Source organism: Pseudomonas arsenicoxydans, from assembly GCF_900103875.1.
GTDB classification, from domain to species: Bacteria; Pseudomonadota; Gammaproteobacteria; order Pseudomonadales; family Pseudomonadaceae; genus Aquipseudomonas; species Aquipseudomonas arsenicoxydans.
This window is the reverse complement of sequence record NZ_LT629705.1, coordinates 205,836-226,032: the sequence shown is the minus strand read 5'-3', so window position 1 is coordinate 226,032 and position 20,197 is coordinate 205,836. Positions and strand designations below refer to the sequence as shown.

Sequence of the window (20,197 nt, the reverse complement as noted above, 5' to 3'; positions counted from 1 at the left end):
ACTGTTCACCGACGCGCCTCTATTTAGCTTTGTTGCTTTTAATGACAGTGATGCATGCCGTCGAGGCGGCCCGATGTGGAATTGAGACTGAGTCTGGCCGGGATAAAACGCTCAATTAAACTGGGCCGTTTTAGCCGTTATCGAAATGCCATCGTGGTGCTGGCCTCCGCGCTGCTGGTGATTCCATTGACGATCTGGCTGTTGCAGCCTGCCGCTGTGCCGGATCTGGCGCACGGTAATGTCGTGGGCGCGCGAGCGTTGGCCGCCGAATGGGCCAAAGGTGATGTGATCGTGCTGGTGCGCCACGTCGAGCGCTGCGATCATTCGACAGCCGCGTGCCTGAGCGGAGACGATGGCATCACCGAGCGCTCGCGCAGCGTCGCGGTGAGTGTCGGTGCACAGTTCCAAAAGATGGGGCTGAGCAAGGCTGATATTTACAACAGCCCCATGATTCGTACCGCACAGACGGCCACCTTCATGTTCAACAAGGTCGGTGTGGGCGAAGACTGGTTGATCAGTTGCAAGGGCACAATGTTGCGTGATGCCCTTTCCCACAAAGTGGCGGGCCGCAATCTGATTCTTGTGACTCATAGCGAATGCATGGATCAGCTCGAAAAAGACCTCAAGTTGCCGACATCTACGTTAGGCTATGGCGCTTCTTTGTTTATCTCCACCCAATCACAGCAAGCACCACGCATGTTGGGTTTCATTGAAGCCTCCGATTGGCACTCGGTGACGACCGAGTGAGTTTTTCCTCTGAACCAGGACACACAATGCTGACATCTTCCCGCTCTCGCTTTTACTGGGCGAACTTCGGTATCCCGTTGCTCTGCGCGGCCGTGGTTTTCCTGATGTTCGACATGACCACAATTGACATCGCTTTCAGCAACCTTCTGTTTGATCCGGTCACCCAGACCTTCCCGTTGGACCAGGTTCACTTTTTCGAAAAGCTGACCCATAAATGGGCGCGGATCATTCCGAACTGGACTGCCGAGATTGCCTTGATCGGCGCGATCCTGTCGTTTGTCTGGCCGCTGATCAACACGCAAAAACATCCCCGCCTCGGCAGCTTCCTGGAACGCTGCAAAGCGGCCCCTGTGCTGCGGTTTGCGTACGATCATCGTCGCGACTTCCTGTTTGTGGTCTTTGCGTTTGCCATCTGCACCGGCGTGATCCACTTCCTCAAGTCGCACACCAGCGTGTACTGCCCGATTGAAACGACTATCTACGGTGGGAAAATTGCCCACATGGAGTGGTACAACAACTTCCAGCTGTTCAGGGAAGCTGGTGATGGTCGTTGCTGGCCGGGCGGCCATGCTTCAGGTGGCTTCACCATGCTCGCGCTGTACTTCGTTGCGCGCCGCTACCGCTGGCGCTATTCCAAAGCGCTGATGTACGGCGCATTGCTGCTTGGATTCGTCTACGGCACAACGCGGGTCCTGCAAGGCTGGCACTACATGTCCCACACCTTCTGGGCCGGAATCTTCGTGTGGCTGGCGTGTTTGCTGACGGCGCTGGCGTTCTACGGGCGAGCGCGGCTGGAGATGCCGGTGCTGCAAAAGCATGAGCAGCTCGCGCAGCGTGCACAGCCGCAAGTCGTAACGTAAACAGCTCCACCCAGTGTGAAAAAACCGCCAATCCTGCGAAGGAATGGCGGTTTTTTTATGGCCCGACGAATGAGTAAACCTGATGCCGCACCTTCAGCGTGGGGGCACACTCAAACCGCGAGCGGCAACGTCACGATGAACGTACTGCCCTTGCCATCACCATCGCTCATGCCGATGACAGTGCCACCGTGGGCTTCGACCAGCTCACGCACCACCGTCAGGCCAATGCCCAGACCGGCACCGTTGAATCCGATCGCATGCACGTCCTGAACGAACGGCTCGAAAATAAACGGTAGTGCCTTGGCGGAAATACCGATGCCGGTATCGTGGATGCTGATTTCCAGCAGATCGGCCTCGGTGGTGACCGACAGCGTGACCGTGCCATCGGCCGGTGTGTACTTGGCCGCATTGCCCAGCAGATTGCCGAGAATCTGTGTGAGTCGAACCGGGTCGCCGTTTACCGCCAGAGCACGTTCCGGCAACTGCGCGGTGAAATGCAGCTTTTGAGCAATCATCACCGGACTGCACACAGCGATGGCGTCCTGAATGATCTGCACCATGTCGACGATGCGGCAATCCAGGCGCAGCTTGCCAGTGCTGGCGCGGGAGACATCGAGCAAGTCGTCCACCAGGCGCGACATATGTTGCACCTGACCTTCGATCAGGGCCTGCATGCGTGGCAGCTCTTCGCTCGGCACCCTGACCAGTCGGCTGGCGATCATACTGATCGGCGTCAACGGGTTACGCAGTTCGTGGGCCACCAGCGTGAGGATGTTCCGTTGCTGCGCAAGGCTGTGTTCGGCCGAGGCCTGCAAGTGTTGTGCACTGAGGACGGCCAGTACCAACTGTTCGTTGGCTTCGCGCATCTCGAGGTAACGTTGCTGCTCATCGGCTGAGCGCTGGGGCTTATCCGCATCTGACTGGGCCAACAGAATCGCCAGGACCAATTGTTGATTTGCCTCGATCAGTTGTTCGATCTGCTGACTTTCGGAGCGCTGGACGTTCGCCTCGCTCAGCTCCTTGTTCAGGGCTGTCAGCGCCGCGCGTGCCTCACCGTTTCTCTGGCCGAGCAGAAACAGTTCGCGAGCGGCCGTGGCCATCGCTTGCTCGTTTTTGCCATTGGCCTCAGTCATGGTTTTTTGCTTACTCCCTGTCTTTTGCTCTACCGCCGCCGGGTAGGCCTGCCGCCTAGCAAGCCTTCCTGTTCCGGCAGCATTTCGCCGATATGCAGGCCCTTATCGTCGATGTGGTACTGACGCAGCTCATCGGAGTGGGCACTGGCCCGAACCTTGACGACTGCCATGATACGCAACAAGCGGCTCTGCACTTCAATGTAGCGCTGGACGATGATTGCGTCAGTGAGAAACGCGGTGCCGTAAGGACTGAAACGCAGGTCAGTGTAGCGGTCCTCCAGCTCCGAGGTCAGCAATACACTGACGCCGATGCTGGTCAGGGCCGAGACCATGCGCGACAACGACTCGCGGAAGTCTTCGCGAAAGGTCGGGGCCAGCGCCAGTTCAAAGCCGGACAGCGAATCGATGACCACGCGGGTCGCTTTCAGGCGGTCGATCTCGCTCAGTAGCAACTGCACGATTTCGTCGATGGACAGATCTGGCCTGCGGCTGTCCACCAGACCGACCTGATCGCTTTGAATCAGGCCTGCAAGGGTGGCGTTCTGGGAGTGATTGGGCCGCTGTTCGAAAACCGCGATCACACCGGTTTCGCCATTGCGCGCGCCTTCGGCCAGGAACGTGGCTGCCAGAATGCTTTTGCCCGAGCCCGAGGGTCCGGCCACCAGCAAGGAGTAGCCGCGGGGCAAACCGCCGCCGAGCATCTCGTCGAGCTGCGGCACGCCCATTTTCAGGCGTTTGATCGGGAACTCCAGCGGCGCCTCAATCGGATTGATGGCGGCAGGTGCAAAGACCTTGATCCCCGACGTGGCGATGCGGAAGGTGTGCAGGCCTGGCAGCGTTGGCTGGCCGCGCATCTTCATGATTTCCATCTTGCGCACCATGGAGTTGCGCTGAACGCTTTGGCGCAGCCAGATCAGGCCATCGGCGACGGTGAAAATCGGGTTGGTGTCGGTTTCAGTGAAATATTCGCCGATCAGGAAGGTCGTCGCTTGCCAGGTAGTCATCAACATACCCAGCTGCTGAACGAACTGCGGCAGGTTGTTGTTGGGGTTGTCCTGGGTCTCGCTGGCCAGCACCACGGAACGGAAAGAGTCGACGAATACCAGCGCCGGTGAGTGAGTCTCCACCTCGCTGACAATGCGCCGCAGCACCTCGTCCAGATTTCCCGCCAGGGTGTCGGAGGCCAGATTGATATAGCGGATCGAATGGTTGATCGCTTCGCTGTCGAAAAAATCGAATTGCTGCTGGTAGCGCAGCATTTTCAACGGCGGCTCGCCCAGCACGGTAAAGAACAGCGCCGGACGCTCAGGCGTCGCCAGGGCAAACATCATTTGATGCGCCAAGGTAGTTTTGCCGCAGCCTGGGGGGCCGGCGATCAAGTTGAACGAAAACTCCGGCAATCCTCCGCCGAGCACCTCGTCCAGTCCTGGCACGCCGGTGGCCAGGCGGTTGATAGTCACTTTGGTGCTCATGGCGAATTTTCCTGCGAAGGGGTGTCGCTCAAAGAAGGCTCCCACACGCCACGAAGTAAACGTGCGGTGAGCGAAGGCCCGATCAGCGTGGTCAGCAACTCGTAGAAAGTGGTCAATAACACTTCACCGAAAAACAAGGCATTGGTTTCGCTTTGCTCGACGAGTACAGACGGGAGGGCGGTCAGATCCATGCCGGCCGGCATCTTGTCGCAAGAGCGAGCCAGAGACGGATGAGTAGACGCGCACAGGTGGAGGCTGCGGCGATAGAGCGCGACAACCCCTTGCTGGCCAATGATGGGCGTAAGGGCTGTGTCCATATCCTGAAAGGTTGAAACGATCGCCTGAGCGGTCTTTGCAGTGTCAGCGTTGGGACCAGCACGGTGCGCCAGAGAAGCTACGATCTGACGGCTCTCTTCGCTTAGCGTGGACATGGCTAACTGATATCTGATGGACAGGCATCGATGGTACACCCAATGGCATGCCAGCAAGTGATTTGCGACAGCTTAATGGGCGGCATTGGATGACAAACAACAGCTTAACAATCAAAAGGCAAAAAAAAGCCCGCGGGAGGGCGGGCAAACCGTAGTTTCTTGAATGAGCGAGGGCAATGTACCGGTTGAAGAGGCGCGCGGGGGTGAAGAAAAATTTATGCACATGAACGTCCCCGCGCCAGCACCTCTAAGGCAAATGGTCGGCTGCAAAATCGGCCTCCGAGCGGGCCTGCAACCGGCCCTTGCGGCAGGCCTGCTGGAATCGCTCAAAGTCTTTTTCGTTCTGCTTGGCGTAGCTTTTGGCGTACTTGAGCAGCGCGTCGGCCAACGCATCGCTCTTGCCGATGTATCCGCTGATCTGTGCGGCCTGCCCTGACGCTTTGGCATGCGCGCGGGCGAGGGCGCGGCCACAGACGCGACCGTAGGCGGCAAAGGTTTGTGCATCGAAGGTCTCCAGCTCGGCCGAAATTTTCATATCGCGCAACTGGCGCACATAGAAATGCCGGCCGCTGGGGCCGGTCGTCCAGCCCAGGAACAGATCGCTGGCCGATTGCATCAACCGTTGACCATCGACCACGCGCTGACCGTTATGCCGCACCTTTGAACGGGTTTTCACGTAATCGGCCAGCACCGAGCGCCGCGCTTCCTTGAATTGCAGAAATAGTGGGAACTCCTGTTCATCGGTCAGCAACGCCACCAGGCAACGAGTGCCGACGCTGCCTACACCGACCACTTTGAACGCCACGTCATGAACATGGAAACGTGACAGCAAGGCGCGACGGTCGGCCTGCAACGTGCCTGGATAGTCGCGCATAAAAGTGTCATAGAGCGGTCGCCAGTCCGAGAGGCGCAGCCAGTCATCGTCGGCGTCCAGCAGCGTGGTGTTGTTGTGCAGGTGGAAAATTTCCGGCAAGTCATCGCGAATGATCAGGCGACCATGGGCGTCACGCTCACTGATTTTCGGCAGCAGTTCGGCATGCGTCCGCCGTTCGGCTTTTTCGATGGCGCGCTCGACATGTTCCAGCGTGGCTTTATTCGCCTGTTTGAGCAGATCGTCATAACTGATGGACTCGTACCAGGTGTCCAGTGCGCTTTGTTCGGCGCATTCGAGCATGGTTCTCTGGTAGGAGACGACCACTTCGCGGCAGACACTTTCTTCGATTGATTCGCCATGACGCAGGTCGCGCGCGGCCACGACAAAACTCGCCACCAGACGTTTGAGGTCCCATTCCCAAGGGCCGGGATGCACCTCGTCGAAGTCGTTGAGGCTGAACAACAGATTGCGTTCGGGCGTGGCAAAGCCGCCGAAGTTCATCAGGTGGCTATCGCCGCAGATCGGCGATACGAGGCCCATGTTCAAAGTCCCGGCCAAATCGTGGGCTTGCAGCAACGCATTGCCGCGATAGAAAGTGAACGGCGAGACCAGCATGCGGCCGTAGCGCAATTCGACCAGGGAGTTGATCCGTCCGACGCTGGATGCCTTGATCAGCGGGAGTGGGTCGCGCTTGATTTTCCCGGTCTCGGCCTGAGCATTGCGTGGGCATTTCTTGCGAGCATCCTTGCCTTGCTTCAAGCGGTCATTGAGGGTGGTCATGGGGGCTCTTTGGTGGGTTTTGGGGCTTGTGGGGATTGAGTGTAGAAGGGCGAGGAGAATTCAACCGATGGTTTTCAGTGTGCTTGAATCATGCAGATAGAAATGGTTTGCCAATCCAATGACTCAACAGTAAGTTACATAAAGTGAAACCTTCTGTAGAGTCTTGGGTATGTATCCACACTCAAAATCCAACCAGCCAATGGGCCGGCTTCTCCAACAACTGACCCGTTTGGCCAGCGAAGAGCGCTACCTGTTCACTCCCGATGATCTCAGGGCGTTGGTGCCTGATATTTCCGAAGGTGCCTACAAAACCCTGTTGAGCCGCGCAGCTTCGGATGGCCATCTGACGCGTGTGTGTCGAGGACTTTATCTGTTCGAAGCGGCCAAGCCATCCAGCGGATTGGTACTGTTTCATGCGGCCGCCCGACTACGTGCCATGCAGTTCAACTACATCAGCCTTGAAACGGTATTGAGCGATTGCGGCGTGATCTCTCAGATCCCCATCAACTGGATCAGCCTGATGTCTTCCGGTCGCAGCAGCACAATTTCATGCGGACGCTGGGGCACCATAGAGTTCGTGCACACCCGCCAGAAACCCCAGGACCTGGTTGACCAGGTTCACTACGACGCACGTTGTCGCCTATGGCGGGCAACACCGCAACAGGCTTTGCGAGACATGAAGGCCGCTAAACGAAACATGGACTTGATCGACTGGAGCGTCGCCAATGAGTTTGTTTGATGAACTGGTAGATGAGGCACTTAAAAACAAACAGGATCTGGCGCCGTTGCGGGTCGTGGTGGAAAAGGAATTGCTGCACCACGACATCATGCTGGCGCTGAGTTCTGCTGGCATGCTTGCCAAACTGACCTTCATCGGCGGTACGTGCTTGCGTGCTTGCTACGGCTCAAATCGCTTGAGCGAAGATCTGGATTTCACGGGTGGCGCTGACTTCAATCGCGAGAGCCTGACTGAACTCGCTCTCGTTCTTGTCTCAACGCTGAAAGCCAAATATGGCCTTGAGGTTGAAGTCGCAGAGCCCGTCCGCGAGGAGGGAAATGTCGATACGTGGAAGCTGAAGGTTCAAACCCGACCAGGGCGCAAGGATCTGCCGGCACAGCGCATCAACATCGATGTGTGTTCCATCCCCAGTTATCAGCCACAACCCATGCTGTTGTTGAACCCGTATGGCGTCGACATGGGCACTAGTGGCCTGATTTTACAGGCAGAATCGCGCGAAGAAATTTACGCCGACAAAATTGTGGCTTTTGCGCTGCGTCCTAACCGAATCAAGAACCGGGATCTCTGGGATATGGTTTGGCTGCGTCAGCAAGGTGTAACGCCGCAACTGGATCTGATCGGGAAGAAACTGAGTGATCATCACTGTAAGCAGGATGAGTTCTTGACGCTGTTCAAGTCGCGCTCGGAACTGCTCGATACTGATCCGAAAATAGTGCTCGAGTTTCGCAAGGAAATGAGTCGGTTCCTGCCGGGTGAGTTAGTCGCACAAACCGTCAATGAACCAGCTTTTTGGACGTTTTTAGTCGGGCATATACGTGAGTTGTATGTGATAACAGAGAAAGCATTAACTGGAACTGAGAGCGTTCAGGGCGTTGGCTTCAAGATGTAAAGCCCTGTAGGCATGAAAAATGGGCGGCCTCTGAGGTCGCCCATTTTTTTCTATGCCGAAACCTGCGCCTGCAATCGTCGCCCGACAACATCCATCAAATCGCAACCATCGCGCAGTGAAGTCACTAACACCCGCGCCAGTTCACTGTGCACGCCCTCGCTGACGGCGAAGCTTTCCAGCAATTGCGTCGCGGTGCGGATGCGGTACGCCGCAGTTTCGTGCAATACGTCCAGCGGTGCTTCGGTGTCGATCAGCAACGACGCGATGGTGCAGTCGATGCCGGTGACGGGCATGTATCGATCCATGACAAAACCTCCATTGGGTAAAAGAGTGCGACCACTTAACTGTGGCTGGCGGACTGTGCCTCGGACGAACCGTCAGGCGGATCGAGGTTGTCCAGCGCTCGGTTTACCAATAACTCCGCCACCACGGCCAATTGCTGCATCGCCAATGCCACGTTGCGACGTGAACCTTCGAGATCACAGGCCAGGTCCGTGGTCATGACGTTGAGCGAGGCGAGGGTTTCGCAAGCGTGGGCGAGCAGGGTAGGTGTGTCGACGTCGGGGAGGATGGTGAAGACGTGGCTGATGGGGCTGGGGTGAGTCGGGTTGCGGAGGCGGGTGCTGATGGTGCGTTCGGTTGTTTCGGAGAGTCGGCTTAAATCGGGTGCGTCTGCTTCTGAATGTGCCGCAGATTCGGGGGGATTTGGGGTGACTTTCTTCATGGTGGAGCTCCTTGCGTTAGTTGGAAGCTGCCAATCCCCTGCTGTCAAACAGGATTGGGTGGCAGCTGTACGCGGGTTGACAGACCGGAAACGCAAGCATCCAGTGCATCCGAAGATGCCCCACGCACAGCCACCAGAACGAAACTGCACGCGTGAAAGCATGCCGTTTTATACGGAGGAGTGAAAGCTTGCGGTTCTTCAGCCTGTCAAAGCCGTTCGCTGATTTGCAGCGACACCTGAAGGCTATCGTCGATGAGCAGCGCCCGCCAGTTCATGAAAGGCGATACGAGTTGCGGGAAATGTCCTAGGACGGATTACACGCCTCTCAGACCTATGTTCAAGAGAATGAAAAAAAGCCCAGCACTTGGCCGGGCTTCTTTATCAGAACCGTCTGTTAACCTCTAACCTCGTTTGGCTTCTGCTTCCATCATCACGAGGTTTTGCTGCTTGGTAGCTTCCGTCAGCACTTCGCTGTAAATACGTTTTTTCTGCTCTGACTTGGCGTTACGAATAAAGTCAGCAAAGGGACTCTTGGTGCCCTTAGTAAAACCTAGCTTGATCGACATCATGAATGTGCTCCTGATCCTAACCCGAGCTGCGCCATTAAATCGGTTCGCGTGTGTCGCTCAGGGATATGGTAGTCAATTTTATCGACCCCAGCCTTGTACAGACGTCCAGAGTTGTCGATGTGCTTGAGTAGCAAATCCACGTGAACGTCGCTTCCGTACTCTAGCTTAAGAGCATTTACGACGTCACGTGCGGCAAAATATTGATCGACGAAATGCTCTGGCCGAATTCTTCTTCCTTCGGCTTCTTCACGGGCTTTGACGAACTCCCATGCCAAGAGCGGATTTTGGTAGACGTAAAGGATTTGCACGAATCTACCCTTTCCCAAGGATCGCTCCACGTTCCTTCTCGCCACATCAATGTTGGAAAGTGTTCCGTCCAGCACAAAAGACTGTCTTTGATCGAAAGCACAATCAAGAATTTTCTCGACCAAAATCGACACTCCGCTTTGGAAGATCCAGGCGTTTCCTCCCGCATACTCAGTAAATTCGAAGCGTAGCTCGTCAGGATCAATCCTTAGGATTGCTGTATCGGCAAAGAGATTGTAGTGGTCTAATGAAACCGGACACCCATTTAGGCGAGAATGCTCGCCAGATCGAGGTGTCAGATGACCAAACAACGCCGCTCCTTTACTCCTGAATTCAAGCGCGAGGCTGCCGACCTTGTGCTCAAACAAAACTACAGCTACATCGAAGCCAGCCGTTCACTCGGCATTGGTGAATCGGCATTGCGCCGCTGGGTTGACCAGATTCAGAAAGAACATAAAGGCGTCACCCCGCAGAGCAAGGCACTGACTCCGGAACAGCAAAAAATTCAGGAGCTGGAAGCCCGGATTGCTCGGCTTGAGCGAGAGAAATCAATACTAAAAAAGGCTACTGCGCTCTTGATGTCGGAAGATCACGAGCGTTCGCGCTGATTGACCAGTTGAGCGCCCATGAGCCGGTTGATTGGCTGTGCAAGGTGTTTGACGTCACTCGCTCGTGTTACTACGCCCAGCGCCTGCGGCGCCGCACGCCGGATGTTGAACGGCTTCGATTGCGTAGTCGCGTCAGTGAGCTGTTCTCGCAAAGTCGCAGCTCTGCGGGCAGTCGCAGCATCCTGTCACTGATGCGTGAAGACGGTGAGCAACTCGGTCGATTCAAAGTGCGTAGCTTGATGCGCGAGCTTGATTTAGTCAGCAAACAACCCGGCTCCCATGCCTACAAACGAGCAACAGTAGAAAGACTGGATATCCCGAACACATTGAACCGCGAGTTCGACGTGCCAGCGCCCAATCAAGTCTGGTGCGGCGATATCACCTACATTTGGGCACAAGGAAAGTGGCATTACCTGGCTGTCGTCCTGGATCTTTGTACGCGTCGGATCGTGGGCTGGGCGCTGTCGGAAAAGCCAGACGCTGAGCTGGTGATCAAAGCGCTGGATATGGCTTACGAGCAGCGTGGCAGGCCTTCGGATCTGCTATTCCACTCAGACCAGGGATCGCAATATGCAAGCCGACTCTTTCGCCAGCGGTTGTGGCGATACCGCATGCGCCAAAGCATGAGTCGACGAGGAAACTGCTGGGATAACGCACCGATGGAGCGCGTATTTCGCAGCTTGAAAACAGAATGGATACCGACCGTGGGCTATCGAACTGCGCAGGAAGCACAGCGCGATATCAGCCATTTTTTGATGCATCGCTACAACTGGATTCGGCCTCACCAATTCAACGATGGGTTGGCGCCAGCGCGGGCCGAGGAAAAACTTAACGTCGTGTCCGGGATTAGTTGACCACTACAAGATTCACTAATGCAATGGATGCTTCTGTCTTCCCTGCTCCCGGCGAGCCAGCCATAAATACTGACACGGGATCTTGCTCTGGGGGGTACAACGCTCTGTCGGTCCGGCGCTTGGCAATGGCCTTCTTATTCGATCGCGCAAAGTAGATAGCTTCGTCTCGCATGAGCTGTTCGGCAGGAGTCATTTGTTAATTCCTGTGCTAAGAAAAATGTCAGAGGGACAGAAAACGACAAAAAATCTGTTTGGACGCGAGAATAACGAATTGCTGACAACGCTCCAGTTCATGGCAATCGCCACACCTTGAGGGAAATTTCCTAGGACCGTATGCCGACGTCGTATGAGCTTCTGGTTGCCGAATGCTCAATACTCCATAACCCCATCCTCCCGCAAAATCCACCCTGCCTCCCCAGCCACCAACCGATACCGAACCTCCCGCATCTTCCCCGTCCTTCCCGCCCCAACATCCGCACTCTCGTAAACCGGAAACCGCCGCACCAACGCATTTTCCACCACCGCAAACTCATCCTCGCCCTGATAGCCCTCCGCTGCTTTCGCATTCTCACCAACAGGGGGAAGATAAATCTCGCTAAGCGATTTTTTGTGATTTGCCGAATAGGCGACGAGCTCACCCGGCAGCCTGCGTCCCGGTGATCTGGCAAAGACGTAAATCTCTGGTGAGCCATCCCGATCAAGGTCTGCAATCTCTGCCCGGACGATGTTTCCCTTCAATGGCCGTGCAATGTCTGAATTATCGATCTCCAGCCCTTGAGGTGAAATGCGCAGCACGCGATTGTCGTCTCTCCCCTGCGTCGTCATATGAAACCGAATCCCCTGCAACTCCAGGGTCTGGTCGAATGGCCGAGTCCTGTCTGAGGCATCAGCGAGGCTGAGGTTTAATGAAAGGCTGTAGTTCGCTACCTCATTGCGCCGTGCGGCGTTGCGCATGAGGTACACCTGAACCGTGTATTCACCGTCATCGGGCAATGGCCCCATGAAGTGATTGCCCATGATCGAGCCGTTAAACAACGCGTAGTCCGCGCCCTTGGCGGTGATGTTGAAGTAGGCGGACGTGTTGGAAGGCTTGAGGTCGACGGTCAATATCTGGCCTGCCTTCGCGCTCACGCGGTATTGCGCAGTGAGCCGGCCCCGGATGGACTGTTTGAATTCGGCAGCCTCGATGCCCTGGCCAAAGGGGACTTGCACGACTCGAGGTGCGACCTCGTTGGCAGCCAGTGCAGGCAGTGAAACCAAAGCGGCCAGGGCGGCGGTGATCCAGATGTTCATGTTTGATTGTCCTTCGAGCAAAACTCCAGGTTGATTGCAGCACATCCGACGTCAGCCCGTATCCGTGTTTAATGAAGACGCGATCTGCCGGGATCAGGCCGTGATCGTCCGAAAAGGGGTGTCATCCCAGTAGTTTTTCAAAAAGCGTCATGTATTTGTCGTGACGCTCGCGGGCGACGACGCTCATCAGGCAACCGATAATTCTCTCAATGCCATCGACGAGCCATTGCGACGGGTCGAAGCTGTGCTGGCCATCGATAATAAAAAGGGCCAGATGCACGGCGTATGCTCCGCGCCAGACGAGTCTGTGGTACTCGCGTGGCAATTGCATGACACCGTGTAGCTAATAAATGCCGCCAAATAAATGACTGAAAATTGACAGTGATTACCGTTCGGCGACAAGTCAGACAAAGTATTGACACTCTGTTTCTGATCTCCCATTATCGGCGGCGTTTTGATGGCCTTGCGCCATAAAGTCGGCGGAATTCAAGCACTCGTATCCGCTCTAATGTTCAGGGAGAGATTTCATGTTTGTTGAGCGAATACTGGTGACTGGCGGTGCTGGGTTTATTGGATCGCACCTCGTAGAAGCGTTGCTGGGCAAGGGCTACAAGGTTCGCGTGCTGGATAATTTGTCGACCGGCAAGGTCAGCAATCTGCCGATGGATAATGCCAATCTGAACCTGGTTATCGGTGATGTCGCGGACGGTGCTGTAGTGGCACAAGCCATGCGCGATTGCGGCGCTGTGGTTCACTTGGCGGCGGTCGCCTCGGTGCAAGCGTCGGTGGATGATCCAGTCAGCACCCATCAAAGCAACTTCGTCGGCACCCTCAACGTGTGCGAAAGCATGGTGAAGGCCGGGATCAAGCGCGTGGTATTCGCTTCCAGCGCTGCCATCTACGGCAACAATGGCGAAGGCACGGCGATTCACGAAGACACGCCAAAATCCCCACTCACGCCGTATGCCAGCGACAAACTGGCGAGTGAGTATTACCTGGATTTCTATCGCCGCGAGCATGGCCTGGAACCGATGATTTTTCGGTTCTTCAACATCTTCGGCCCACGCCAGGATCCGTCATCGCCGTACTCCGGGGTCATCAGCATTTTTACCAAGCTGGCCTTGGCAGAGCAGTCGGTGGCTATTTTTGGCGACGGTGGGCAAACCCGCGATTTCGTCTATGTCCAGGACCTGGTGAGCATTCTCGTGCAATCGCTGGAAGTCAGCGAACCAAGCCCGGGCCCGGTCAATGTCGGCCTCAGCCGTTCCACTAGCCTCAACGACCTGATCACTGAATTGGGCGCCGCCACCGGCAACCCGTTGAAGGTGATTCATCACGCACCACGTCAAGGCGATATTCGCCATTCGCGCGCCAACAACAGCCGCCTGCTCGAGCGTTTCAAGCTCCCGGAACCGACCACCATCGGCAAAGGGCTGGTGCAGCTTATCCGCAGCCTGTAAGCCGGTCGGTTTCGCTGTCCGACATCCAAGCAGTATCGGTTCAGTCCATTCAAGAGTGAGTTATGGAAATCGTTTTTCGCAGGACGCGTGTCCGCGCGGCCGCTAAACGGCTGCTAGCCGCATTAGCATTGTTCGTGAGCGGGCCCGCCGTGCAGGCCGCCGCATTACCGCAACCCGCCAGCGTCGCTTTTTGGTACGCCGATCAACCGCCGATTTCCGAGCTGGCTCAGTTCGACTGGTCTGTGGTTGAGCCGGGGCATATGACCGTGGGCGACGTCAAAACCCTGCGCAAACTGGGCAGCCAGCCATTCGCCTATCTGTCGGTGGGCGAGTTCAGCGGCAGCAAGGCCGACATCGAAAAAGCACACCTCGGCGGCGCAGTCGGTCCTGTGCGCAACGGCGCGTGGGACAGTCAGGTCATGGACTTGTCAGCGGCGGCCTGGCGGGAGCATTTGTTCGCTCGCGCCAAGTCTTTGCAGACTGAAGGCTACGCCGGGTTGTTCCTCGACACCCTCGACAGCTTCCAGTTGATGCCCGAGTCGTCGCGAGAAAAACAGCGTTTGGCACTCGCCAGTTTCCTGCGCGAACTGCACCAGCGTCAGCCGAGCCTGAAGCTGTTTTTCAATCGTGGATTTGAAGTATTGCCGGACCTGGACGGTGTGGCGTCTGCGGTGGCAATCGAGTCCATTCATGCCGGTTGGGACGCTGGCGCCAAGCGCTATCGCCCGGTGCCTGAAGCCGATCGCCAGTGGCTGGAAACCCAGATTCAACCGTTGCGCGCCAAAGGCATCCCGCTGGTCGCCATCGACTACCTGCCGCCAGAGCGCCGCGACGAAGCGCGCAAACTGGCCAAGCGTCTGCGCGACGAGGGTTTCATTCCCTACATCGGCACGCCTGAGCTGGACTCGATGGGCATCAGCAGCATCGAAGTCCAGCCGCGCCGGATCGCGCTGCTTTACGATCCGCGCGAAGGCGACCTGATCCGCAACGCCGGGCACACGTTGCTCGGCGGTCTACTCGAATACCTCGGCTACCGGGTCGATTACCTGCCGGTGGACAACACGCTGCCAGCGTATCGCTTCAGTGGTTTGTACGCCGGTGTCATCACCTGGATGACCAGCGGCCCGCCGCAGGACGCATCGGCTTTTAACAGCTGGATCGGCAAGCGTCTGGACGAACAGGTTCCGGTGGTGTTCTTTTCCGGCCTGCCGATTCAAGACACGCTGCTGCTCAAGCGCCTGGGCCTGAATCGCGCGGCGCCGATTGGCACTCAAACGTTGAGCATTACTTATCAGGACAAGGCGCTGATCGGCGCCTTCGAAGCACCGGTGCAGCCCAGATCCCGTGACTTGACCGCGATCTCCTTGCTGCCCAAAGGCCCGAAAGCCGCGTTGTCGCTGACCGCGGCAGACGGCCAGACATTCGTCCCGGTGGCGGTCGCTGAGTGGGGCGGTATCGCCCTCGCGCCGTACATTCTGGAAACCAACAACGAACGCAGCCGCTGGATTCTCGACCCTTTCGCTTTCCTCCAGGCCAGCTTGCGTTTGCCAGTACAGCCGCGTCCGGACACCACTACTGAAAACGGTCGCCGCATCGCCACCGTGCACATCGATGGCGATGGCTTCCCGTCGCGCGCCGAAGTGCGCGGCACGCCCTATGCCGGCAAACAGGTGCTGGACGATTTCATCCGGCCTAACCCGTTTCTGACGTCGGTGTCGGTAATCGAAGGCGAGATTTCGCCGCGCGGAATGTTCCCGTTCCTCGCCCGCGAGCTGGAACCGATTGCCCGCGAATTGTTCGCCGACCCGAAAGTCGAGGTCGCCACCCACACCTTCAGCCATCCGTTTTTCATGCAGCCGGAACAGGCCAAGAAACGCGAAAACTTCAATCCGGAATACGGTTTGAAAATGGCAATTCCGGGTTACGACAAAATCGATTTTCGCCGCGAGATTTTTGGCTCGCGCGACTACATCAACCAGCAGCTCACCACCCCGGAAAAACCGGTGAAGATGGTGTTCTGGCCGGGCGATGCGTTGCCGTCGGCGGCCACCATCAAGCTGGCCTACGACGCGGGACTGAAAAACGTCAACGGCGCCGAAACCATGCTGACCAAGGCCAACCCGTCGCTGACCGGTTTGAACCCGCTGCTGCGCCCCACTGAAGGTGGCTTGCAGTATTACGCGCCGATCATCAACGAGAACCTCTACACCAACTTGTGGAAAGGCCCGTACTACGGCTTTCGCGATGTAATCGACACCTTCGAACTCACCGACAGCCCACGACGCTTGCGCGGCTTGCACCTGTATTACCACTTCTATTCGAGCACCAAGCAGGCCTCGATCAAGGCCATGGGCGATATCTACGGCTACATGAAAACCCAGCAACCGATGTCGCTGTGGATGAGCGATTACCTCGATCGTCTGCACGGTTTGTATCAATCCAGTCTGGCCCGTACCGCCGATGGCGACTGGCAGGTTCGCGGCATGGACGCACTGCGTACCCTGCGCCTCGACCCGCAAATGGGCTGGCCGGACCTGTTGCGTTCGCAAGGCGTTGCCGGTGTTCGTGACTTGCCGCAAGGCCGCTATGTGGCGTTGAGCAGCGACCACGCATTGCTGGTATTGCGTCCCGACCGGGATGACAGACCGGCGCTGGAGGAGGCCAATCTGCCGTTGCTGGACTGGACGTATGTGGATGCAAAGCAAGTGAACTTCTCGTTTGCCGGGCAGGTCGATCTGGCCTTCTCAGTGCGTGCGTCGAGCACCTGCCGGGTTGAAGTAGATGGGCAACATTTTGCAGGCAAGGCATCCGCCGGCCTGTGGACTTTTCAATTACCAATGAAGCAGGTGAGTCATGGTCAGCTCTTCTGCATCTAACTCCTCAGTAACCAAAAGCAGGCGCCTGCTCAATCCTTGGGCATTGGCGGTGGTGGCGGTGGCCGTGGGCGGCTTGCTGTGGCTGACGTTCCAGCGCGAAGAAGTGTTCCAGCCGGACGGCCGCGAGCCGGATGCGGTCTCGGCCAACTACGCCGAACTGCTGCTGGCGGCGCACCCGGACGACGACCGCCTGCGCTTGCAACTGGTCGATCTGTTGATTCGTCTTGGCGACTACGCCAAGGCGCGCCAGCACCTTGAGAGCTGGCCGAAACCGGCACCTGAGTTGCAGGCTTATTACCGGCTGGAGCTGGATGCGCTGGAGGCGGCGAAAGCCAATGATCCGGTCGCGCAGAAAGCCTTGGTCGAACGCCTGCAAAGCTTTGATCACCGGATGTTGGCACTCCCGCAATTGCAGAGTCTGGCCAAGTTGGCCCTGACGCTACAGGCCCCGGCGTTCGCTGCCAGCGTCTACGAAGAAATTGCCGATCGCGATCCGGCCCAGCGTACTGATTCGCTCAAGTCTGCTGCGCAGTGGTATCTGGCCGGTGAGCAACCGGGTCGCGCCGCCGACATTTACCTGCTGCTCAAGCAAGACAGCCAGGCGCCGTCCGAACGTCGTGAATACGCCCAACTGGCGTTCAACAGCTTGTTGGCGGCCGGTCGTGGTGACCAAGCCTCGCGCGTACTGGCTGAGGAGCTGGACCAGCTCAAGGATCCGCAAACTGATTCGGCATGGCTGGAGCAGGGCGTCGACGTTGCCGTCGGCAGCAAACGCTTCGATCTGGCCCAGCGTTTTCTAGATCAGTGGCGCGTTCTGCAACCGGATAACCCGCAAATCCTGCGCAAGGAATTCAGCATGCGCCTGGCCCTCGGCGATTTGCCCGGTGCCTGGGAAAGTGGTCAGCAGCTGGTAGCTGAGCATCCGGATGACCAGGCGTTGCTTGAGCAAATGGCGCACCTGGGCGAATGGCGCGGCGACACCCCAGCCGCCCTGGACTACTGGACTCGTTTGCTGAAGCTGCACGAAGATCCGCAAACCCGCGAGCACGCCTGGCGATTGGCGAGCCAGCAGTACGACTTCGATCATGCGATCCCCTTACTCGCCGAGATCATGGAGCAGCGTGCGCTGACCGACGTCGAGCTCGATGCGCTGATCTACGGCCACGAATCGCGCGGCACACCGGCCCAGGCCGAAGCCTGGTTGCACGCTTACCTGCGCAAATACCCAGCCCATCGCCTGGCCTGGACGCGGTTGCTGCAAAACCTCGAAAGCACCGGGCAATTCGCCGCAAAGGTCGAGGTCTACAAGAACTACTCGAAACGTTTTGCACTGACCACGACCGAGCGCGTCGATTGGGCCAACACCGACCTGAAGCTGTTTGATAATCAGGCGGCGTGGGACGTGTTGCAGGTCGATAACCGCAAGATCACCGATGACAGTTACTGGCGCTTGCGCGCAGCCCTGGCCTGGGACCTGGAACTCGACAATGAGCTGCAGGACTCCCTGGAAAGATTGCTCGCGATCAAGGGTTCGCTCAACAGTGGCGACGAGAGTCAGCTGATCACGCGGTATCGCACCAGCGATCCGAAACGCGCCCTGACCATGATGGTCGGCAGCTGGAACCGTGCGCATGATCCGCTGCGTCTGGTCGAAGCCTTGCAGCAAGCGCAAGAAATGCAGGACTGGCCGCAAGTGGTCGCCTTGCTCAAAGACGCCGAGCAATACCCCGAAGCCAACGATCAAGCGCAAGTGCTGGCGGTACGCGGTGCGTTGGCGGTGCAGCAGGGCAACGTCGATGAGGCGCAGCGTTTGTACCTCTCGGGCTTGTCACGTTTCCCGGAGGAAAACCTGTTCCGCGAACGCCTGATGTGGCTGTACATCGATCAGGGCAACACCACCGCGCTCAAGCCGTTGCTGACTGAATGGAAGCCGCAGGCACGTCAGGATCGAATCCTCTGGCTGCCGTTCGCCAGTGCCAGTCAAATGCTCGGTCGCGATACCGAAGCCTTGGCCTGGTATCGCATGTACCTCAAGACCGCCCCGCAGGATTGGCTGGTCCGCGCGGCCTATGCCGATGCGCTGGAAAACGCCGGCTATCAGGATGCCGCACAACGGTTGCGCCTCAAGCTGCTGCGCAGTCCCGAGGGCGAAAACATTCAACCTTCGTCCCAACGCTATGCGATCTGGTTGCGCTTGATGGCCAGCAGTTATTCGCCGGGCAAGGCGCAGCAGGAAGTGGCGAAGTGGAAAGACGGCTCGCCGGCGATGCTGCAATTGTGGTTCGAGCGGTTGCTGGCGCGTCTCGATGCGACCAACCAGGAATCGCAGAAAGACCAATGGCTGGAGTGGGCGCGTAGCCAGGGCTTGAAAGTCCAGCGTTACGAAGAGATTCAGCAAGCCCTGCGCAGCCGCAACAAGGCACAGGTCGAAACGCTGCTGGCCAGCAGCGACCTGAACCCGGCGCAACGCGCTCAGGCACTGAGTCGCCTCGGTCGGTTCGACGAAGCCCTCGACCTCAGTCAGTCCGCGCTGGGTGACGATCAGCCGGCGGCTGTGCGTGACCAACTGCGCCGTCAGGCTGTTGAGCTTCAGGAACTGACACCACAAGGCGCGCAACTGTCCTGGCATCAACAGGATTTCGGTGGCCTGGAATACAGCGCGCCGCGTCTGCAGATTGCGCACAACCTGGGTGCTCAGTGGTACGCCAATCTTGAGCTGGAGAACGGCACTTACAACAGCAACCAGTTGATCGAAACGCGCATGGGCGATGAGCACAACGCTGCGCTGACCCTGCAACGTTCGGTCGAGGATGGCAGCTACAAACTGTTCGCCGACACCAGTCAGCGCAAGGACGACGACCGCAATGGCCTGGGCCTGTCCCGGACCTGGCAGTTGAGCGTCAGTGACCAGGTCGAGACCGGTCTGGACTGGCATCGAAAAAGCGAAGACAGCGGCCTGATGCGCGCTTTCGGCCAGCACGACAGCGTGTGGGTCGGCGGCCGTCACGGGCTCTCGGCGCGGGATCAGATCAGTTGGGAAGTGGCACAGAAATCGTTCTCCACCCGTGCGGGCGATTCCCTGGGCAACGGCCAGGAACTGAAGATGGAATACAACCACACGCTGGAATTCGCCGGGCCCAGCTGGACCGTGCGCAGCGGTATCGATTATCAGCACAACAACGTCAAGGACCGCACCCTGGATTACCTGTCCAGTGACAACGGCGGCCCGGTGAAAAACGTTGATAACTCGGACGATCCCTCCGTCGTGACGGCTGACGATCTGCTGCAAAGCCGTTACGGCCAGCTGTACGTCGGCAGCTCATGGCGTCGCGGTTTGCCGGGCGCCCTGGTGCGCACTCGCCCGCAATACACCTGGCTGGTGGACGTGACGGCAGGCTGGCAATGGCTGGATCAAACCTTCAACTACGGCATCAACACCGGGCTCGGCGTCGAAGTACTGGGCGGTGACGAATTGGCCCTTACCGTCGGCTACCAATCCGCGCCACAAGGCGGGAACGGTCAGGCGGGCGGAACACTGGGTGTGAGCTACGGCGTGCGATTCGGACGCTGATCATGAAATGT

Annotated in this window: 18 protein-coding genes and 1 pseudogene; 8 read left to right on the top strand and 11 right to left on the bottom strand. The window is 57.7% G+C overall.

Annotated elements, in window-relative coordinates:
• The first annotated feature begins 75 nt into the window (after positions 1 to 75).
• Both pmrG and BLQ41_RS01040 read left to right on the top strand, forming a co-directional pair.
• Positions 76 to 747 carry a lipopolysaccharide core heptose(II)-phosphate phosphatase PmrG gene (gene pmrG, locus BLQ41_RS01045; RefSeq protein ID WP_090175802.1) on the top strand — a complete coding sequence of 224 codons (672 nt, stop codon included), beginning with the start codon at positions 76 to 78 and terminating at the stop codon, positions 745 to 747.
• A gap of 26 nt (positions 748 to 773) precedes the next feature.
• The gene (locus BLQ41_RS01040) at positions 774 to 1,607 is read left to right on the top strand and encodes a phosphatase PAP2 family protein (RefSeq protein WP_090175799.1); all 834 of its coding nucleotides are present in this window, start codon (positions 774 to 776) and stop codon (positions 1,605 to 1,607) included.
• Between the two features lie 110 nt (positions 1,608 to 1,717).
• Here BLQ41_RS01040 and BLQ41_RS01035 read toward each other — a convergent pair whose 3' ends face one another.
• The 4 genes from BLQ41_RS01035 to BLQ41_RS01020 all read right to left on the bottom strand — a co-directional run bounded on the left by BLQ41_RS01035 (position 1,718) and on the right by BLQ41_RS01020 (position 6,297).
• Positions 1,718 to 2,740 (bottom strand): sensor histidine kinase, encoded by a 1,023-nt coding sequence (locus BLQ41_RS01035; protein WP_090175796.1) that lies wholly within the window; start codon positions 2,738 to 2,740, stop codon positions 1,718 to 1,720.
• Between the two features lie 29 nt (positions 2,741 to 2,769).
• Positions 2,770 to 4,212, bottom strand: a complete 1,443-nt coding sequence (locus BLQ41_RS01030) for an ATPase domain-containing protein (RefSeq protein ID WP_090175794.1) — start codon at positions 4,210 to 4,212, stop codon at positions 2,770 to 2,772.
• On the bottom strand, positions 4,209 to 4,643 hold the full coding sequence (locus BLQ41_RS01025; RefSeq protein WP_231997084.1) for a hypothetical protein: 435 nt from the start codon (positions 4,641 to 4,643) through the stop codon (positions 4,209 to 4,211). Before BLQ41_RS01025 ends, BLQ41_RS01030 begins: the two co-directional genes overlap by 4 nt.
• 247 nt (positions 4,644 to 4,890) lie before the next feature.
• Positions 4,891 to 6,297, bottom strand: a complete 1,407-nt coding sequence (locus BLQ41_RS01020; protein WP_090175790.1) for a DUF2252 domain-containing protein — start codon at positions 6,295 to 6,297, stop codon at positions 4,891 to 4,893.
• A gap of 169 nt (positions 6,298 to 6,466) precedes the next feature.
• On the opposite strand from BLQ41_RS01020, the gene abiEi reads away from it, so the two are divergent.
• Together abiEi and BLQ41_RS01010 are read left to right on the top strand one after the other, a co-directional pair.
• The gene (gene abiEi / locus BLQ41_RS01015; RefSeq protein ID WP_090175788.1) at positions 6,467 to 7,036 is read left to right on the top strand and encodes a type IV toxin-antitoxin system AbiEi family antitoxin; all 570 of its coding nucleotides are present in this window, start codon (positions 6,467 to 6,469) and stop codon (positions 7,034 to 7,036) included.
• Positions 7,023 to 7,925 (top strand): nucleotidyl transferase AbiEii/AbiGii toxin family protein, encoded by a 903-nt coding sequence (locus BLQ41_RS01010; protein ID WP_090175786.1) that lies wholly within the window; start codon positions 7,023 to 7,025, stop codon positions 7,923 to 7,925. Before abiEi ends, BLQ41_RS01010 begins: the two co-directional genes overlap by 14 nt.
• A 50-nt stretch (positions 7,926 to 7,975) precedes the next feature.
• On the opposite strand, the gene BLQ41_RS01005 is transcribed toward BLQ41_RS01010, so the two are convergent.
• From BLQ41_RS01005 to BLQ41_RS00995, 4 genes are all read right to left on the bottom strand, one after another.
• Complete coding sequence (locus BLQ41_RS01005; protein ID WP_090175784.1) at positions 7,976 to 8,230, bottom strand: hypothetical protein; 255 nt, start codon at positions 8,228 to 8,230, stop codon at positions 7,976 to 7,978.
• 35 nt (positions 8,231 to 8,265) lie between these two features.
• Positions 8,266 to 8,649: a DUF6124 family protein gene (locus tag BLQ41_RS01000; protein WP_090175782.1), complete on the bottom strand. Its 384-nt coding sequence runs from the start codon at positions 8,647 to 8,649 to the stop codon at positions 8,266 to 8,268.
• Positions 8,650 to 9,050: 401 nt separating this feature from the next.
• Positions 9,051 to 9,218 (bottom strand): hypothetical protein, encoded by a 168-nt coding sequence (locus BLQ41_RS30615; protein WP_167360466.1) that lies wholly within the window; start codon positions 9,216 to 9,218, stop codon positions 9,051 to 9,053.
• Positions 9,215 to 9,835, bottom strand: coding sequence for a zeta toxin family protein (locus tag BLQ41_RS00995; protein WP_231997083.1), 621 nt, complete (start codon positions 9,833 to 9,835; stop codon positions 9,215 to 9,217). The genes BLQ41_RS30615 and BLQ41_RS00995 overlap by 4 nt, the downstream gene beginning before the upstream one ends.
• On the opposite strand from BLQ41_RS00995, the gene BLQ41_RS00990 reads away from it, so the two are divergent.
• Positions 9,824 to 10,986 (top strand): IS3 family transposase gene (locus BLQ41_RS00990; RefSeq protein ID WP_090175779.1). Its coding sequence is split into 2 segments (ribosomal slippage): positions 9,824 to 10,079 and positions 10,079 to 10,986, totalling 1,164 coding nucleotides; the frame shifts between segments, so codons are not numbered across the junction. The genes BLQ41_RS00995 and BLQ41_RS00990 overlap by 12 nt on opposite strands.
• A 7-nt stretch (positions 10,987 to 10,993) precedes the next feature.
• On the opposite strand, the pseudogene BLQ41_RS00985 reads toward BLQ41_RS00990, so the two are convergent.
• From BLQ41_RS00985 to BLQ41_RS00975, 3 genes and pseudogenes are all read right to left on the bottom strand, one after another.
• A pseudogene (locus BLQ41_RS00985) lies at positions 10,994 to 11,179 on the bottom strand (zeta toxin family protein); the annotation flags it as partial.
• A 176-nt stretch (positions 11,180 to 11,355) separates the two neighbouring features.
• The gene (locus tag BLQ41_RS00980) at positions 11,356 to 12,279 is read right to left on the bottom strand and encodes a hypothetical protein (RefSeq protein WP_090175776.1); all 924 of its coding nucleotides are present in this window, start codon (positions 12,277 to 12,279) and stop codon (positions 11,356 to 11,358) included.
• A 121-nt stretch (positions 12,280 to 12,400) separates the two neighbouring features.
• A complete protein-coding gene (locus tag BLQ41_RS00975) occupies positions 12,401 to 12,559 on the bottom strand; it encodes a hypothetical protein (protein ID WP_157694992.1) in 159 nt (52 codons plus the stop codon).
• A 247-nt stretch (positions 12,560 to 12,806) separates the two neighbouring features.
• On the opposite strand from BLQ41_RS00975, the gene BLQ41_RS00970 reads away from it, so the two are divergent.
• From BLQ41_RS00970 to BLQ41_RS00960, 3 genes are all read left to right on the top strand, one after another.
• A complete protein-coding gene (locus BLQ41_RS00970) occupies positions 12,807 to 13,739 on the top strand; it encodes an NAD-dependent epimerase/dehydratase family protein (protein ID WP_090175770.1) in 933 nt (310 codons plus the stop codon).
• A gap of 62 nt (positions 13,740 to 13,801) precedes the next feature.
• Positions 13,802 to 16,615, top strand: a complete 2,814-nt coding sequence (locus BLQ41_RS00965) for a bifunctional glycoside hydrolase 114/ polysaccharide deacetylase family protein (RefSeq protein ID WP_090175768.1) — start codon at positions 13,802 to 13,804, stop codon at positions 16,613 to 16,615.
• Positions 16,593 to 20,186 carry a tetratricopeptide repeat protein gene (locus tag BLQ41_RS00960; RefSeq protein ID WP_090175765.1) on the top strand — a complete coding sequence of 1,198 codons (3,594 nt, stop codon included), beginning with the start codon at positions 16,593 to 16,595 and terminating at the stop codon, positions 20,184 to 20,186. The genes BLQ41_RS00965 and BLQ41_RS00960 overlap by 23 nt, the downstream gene beginning before the upstream one ends.
• Positions 20,187 to 20,197 lie beyond the last annotated feature (11 nt).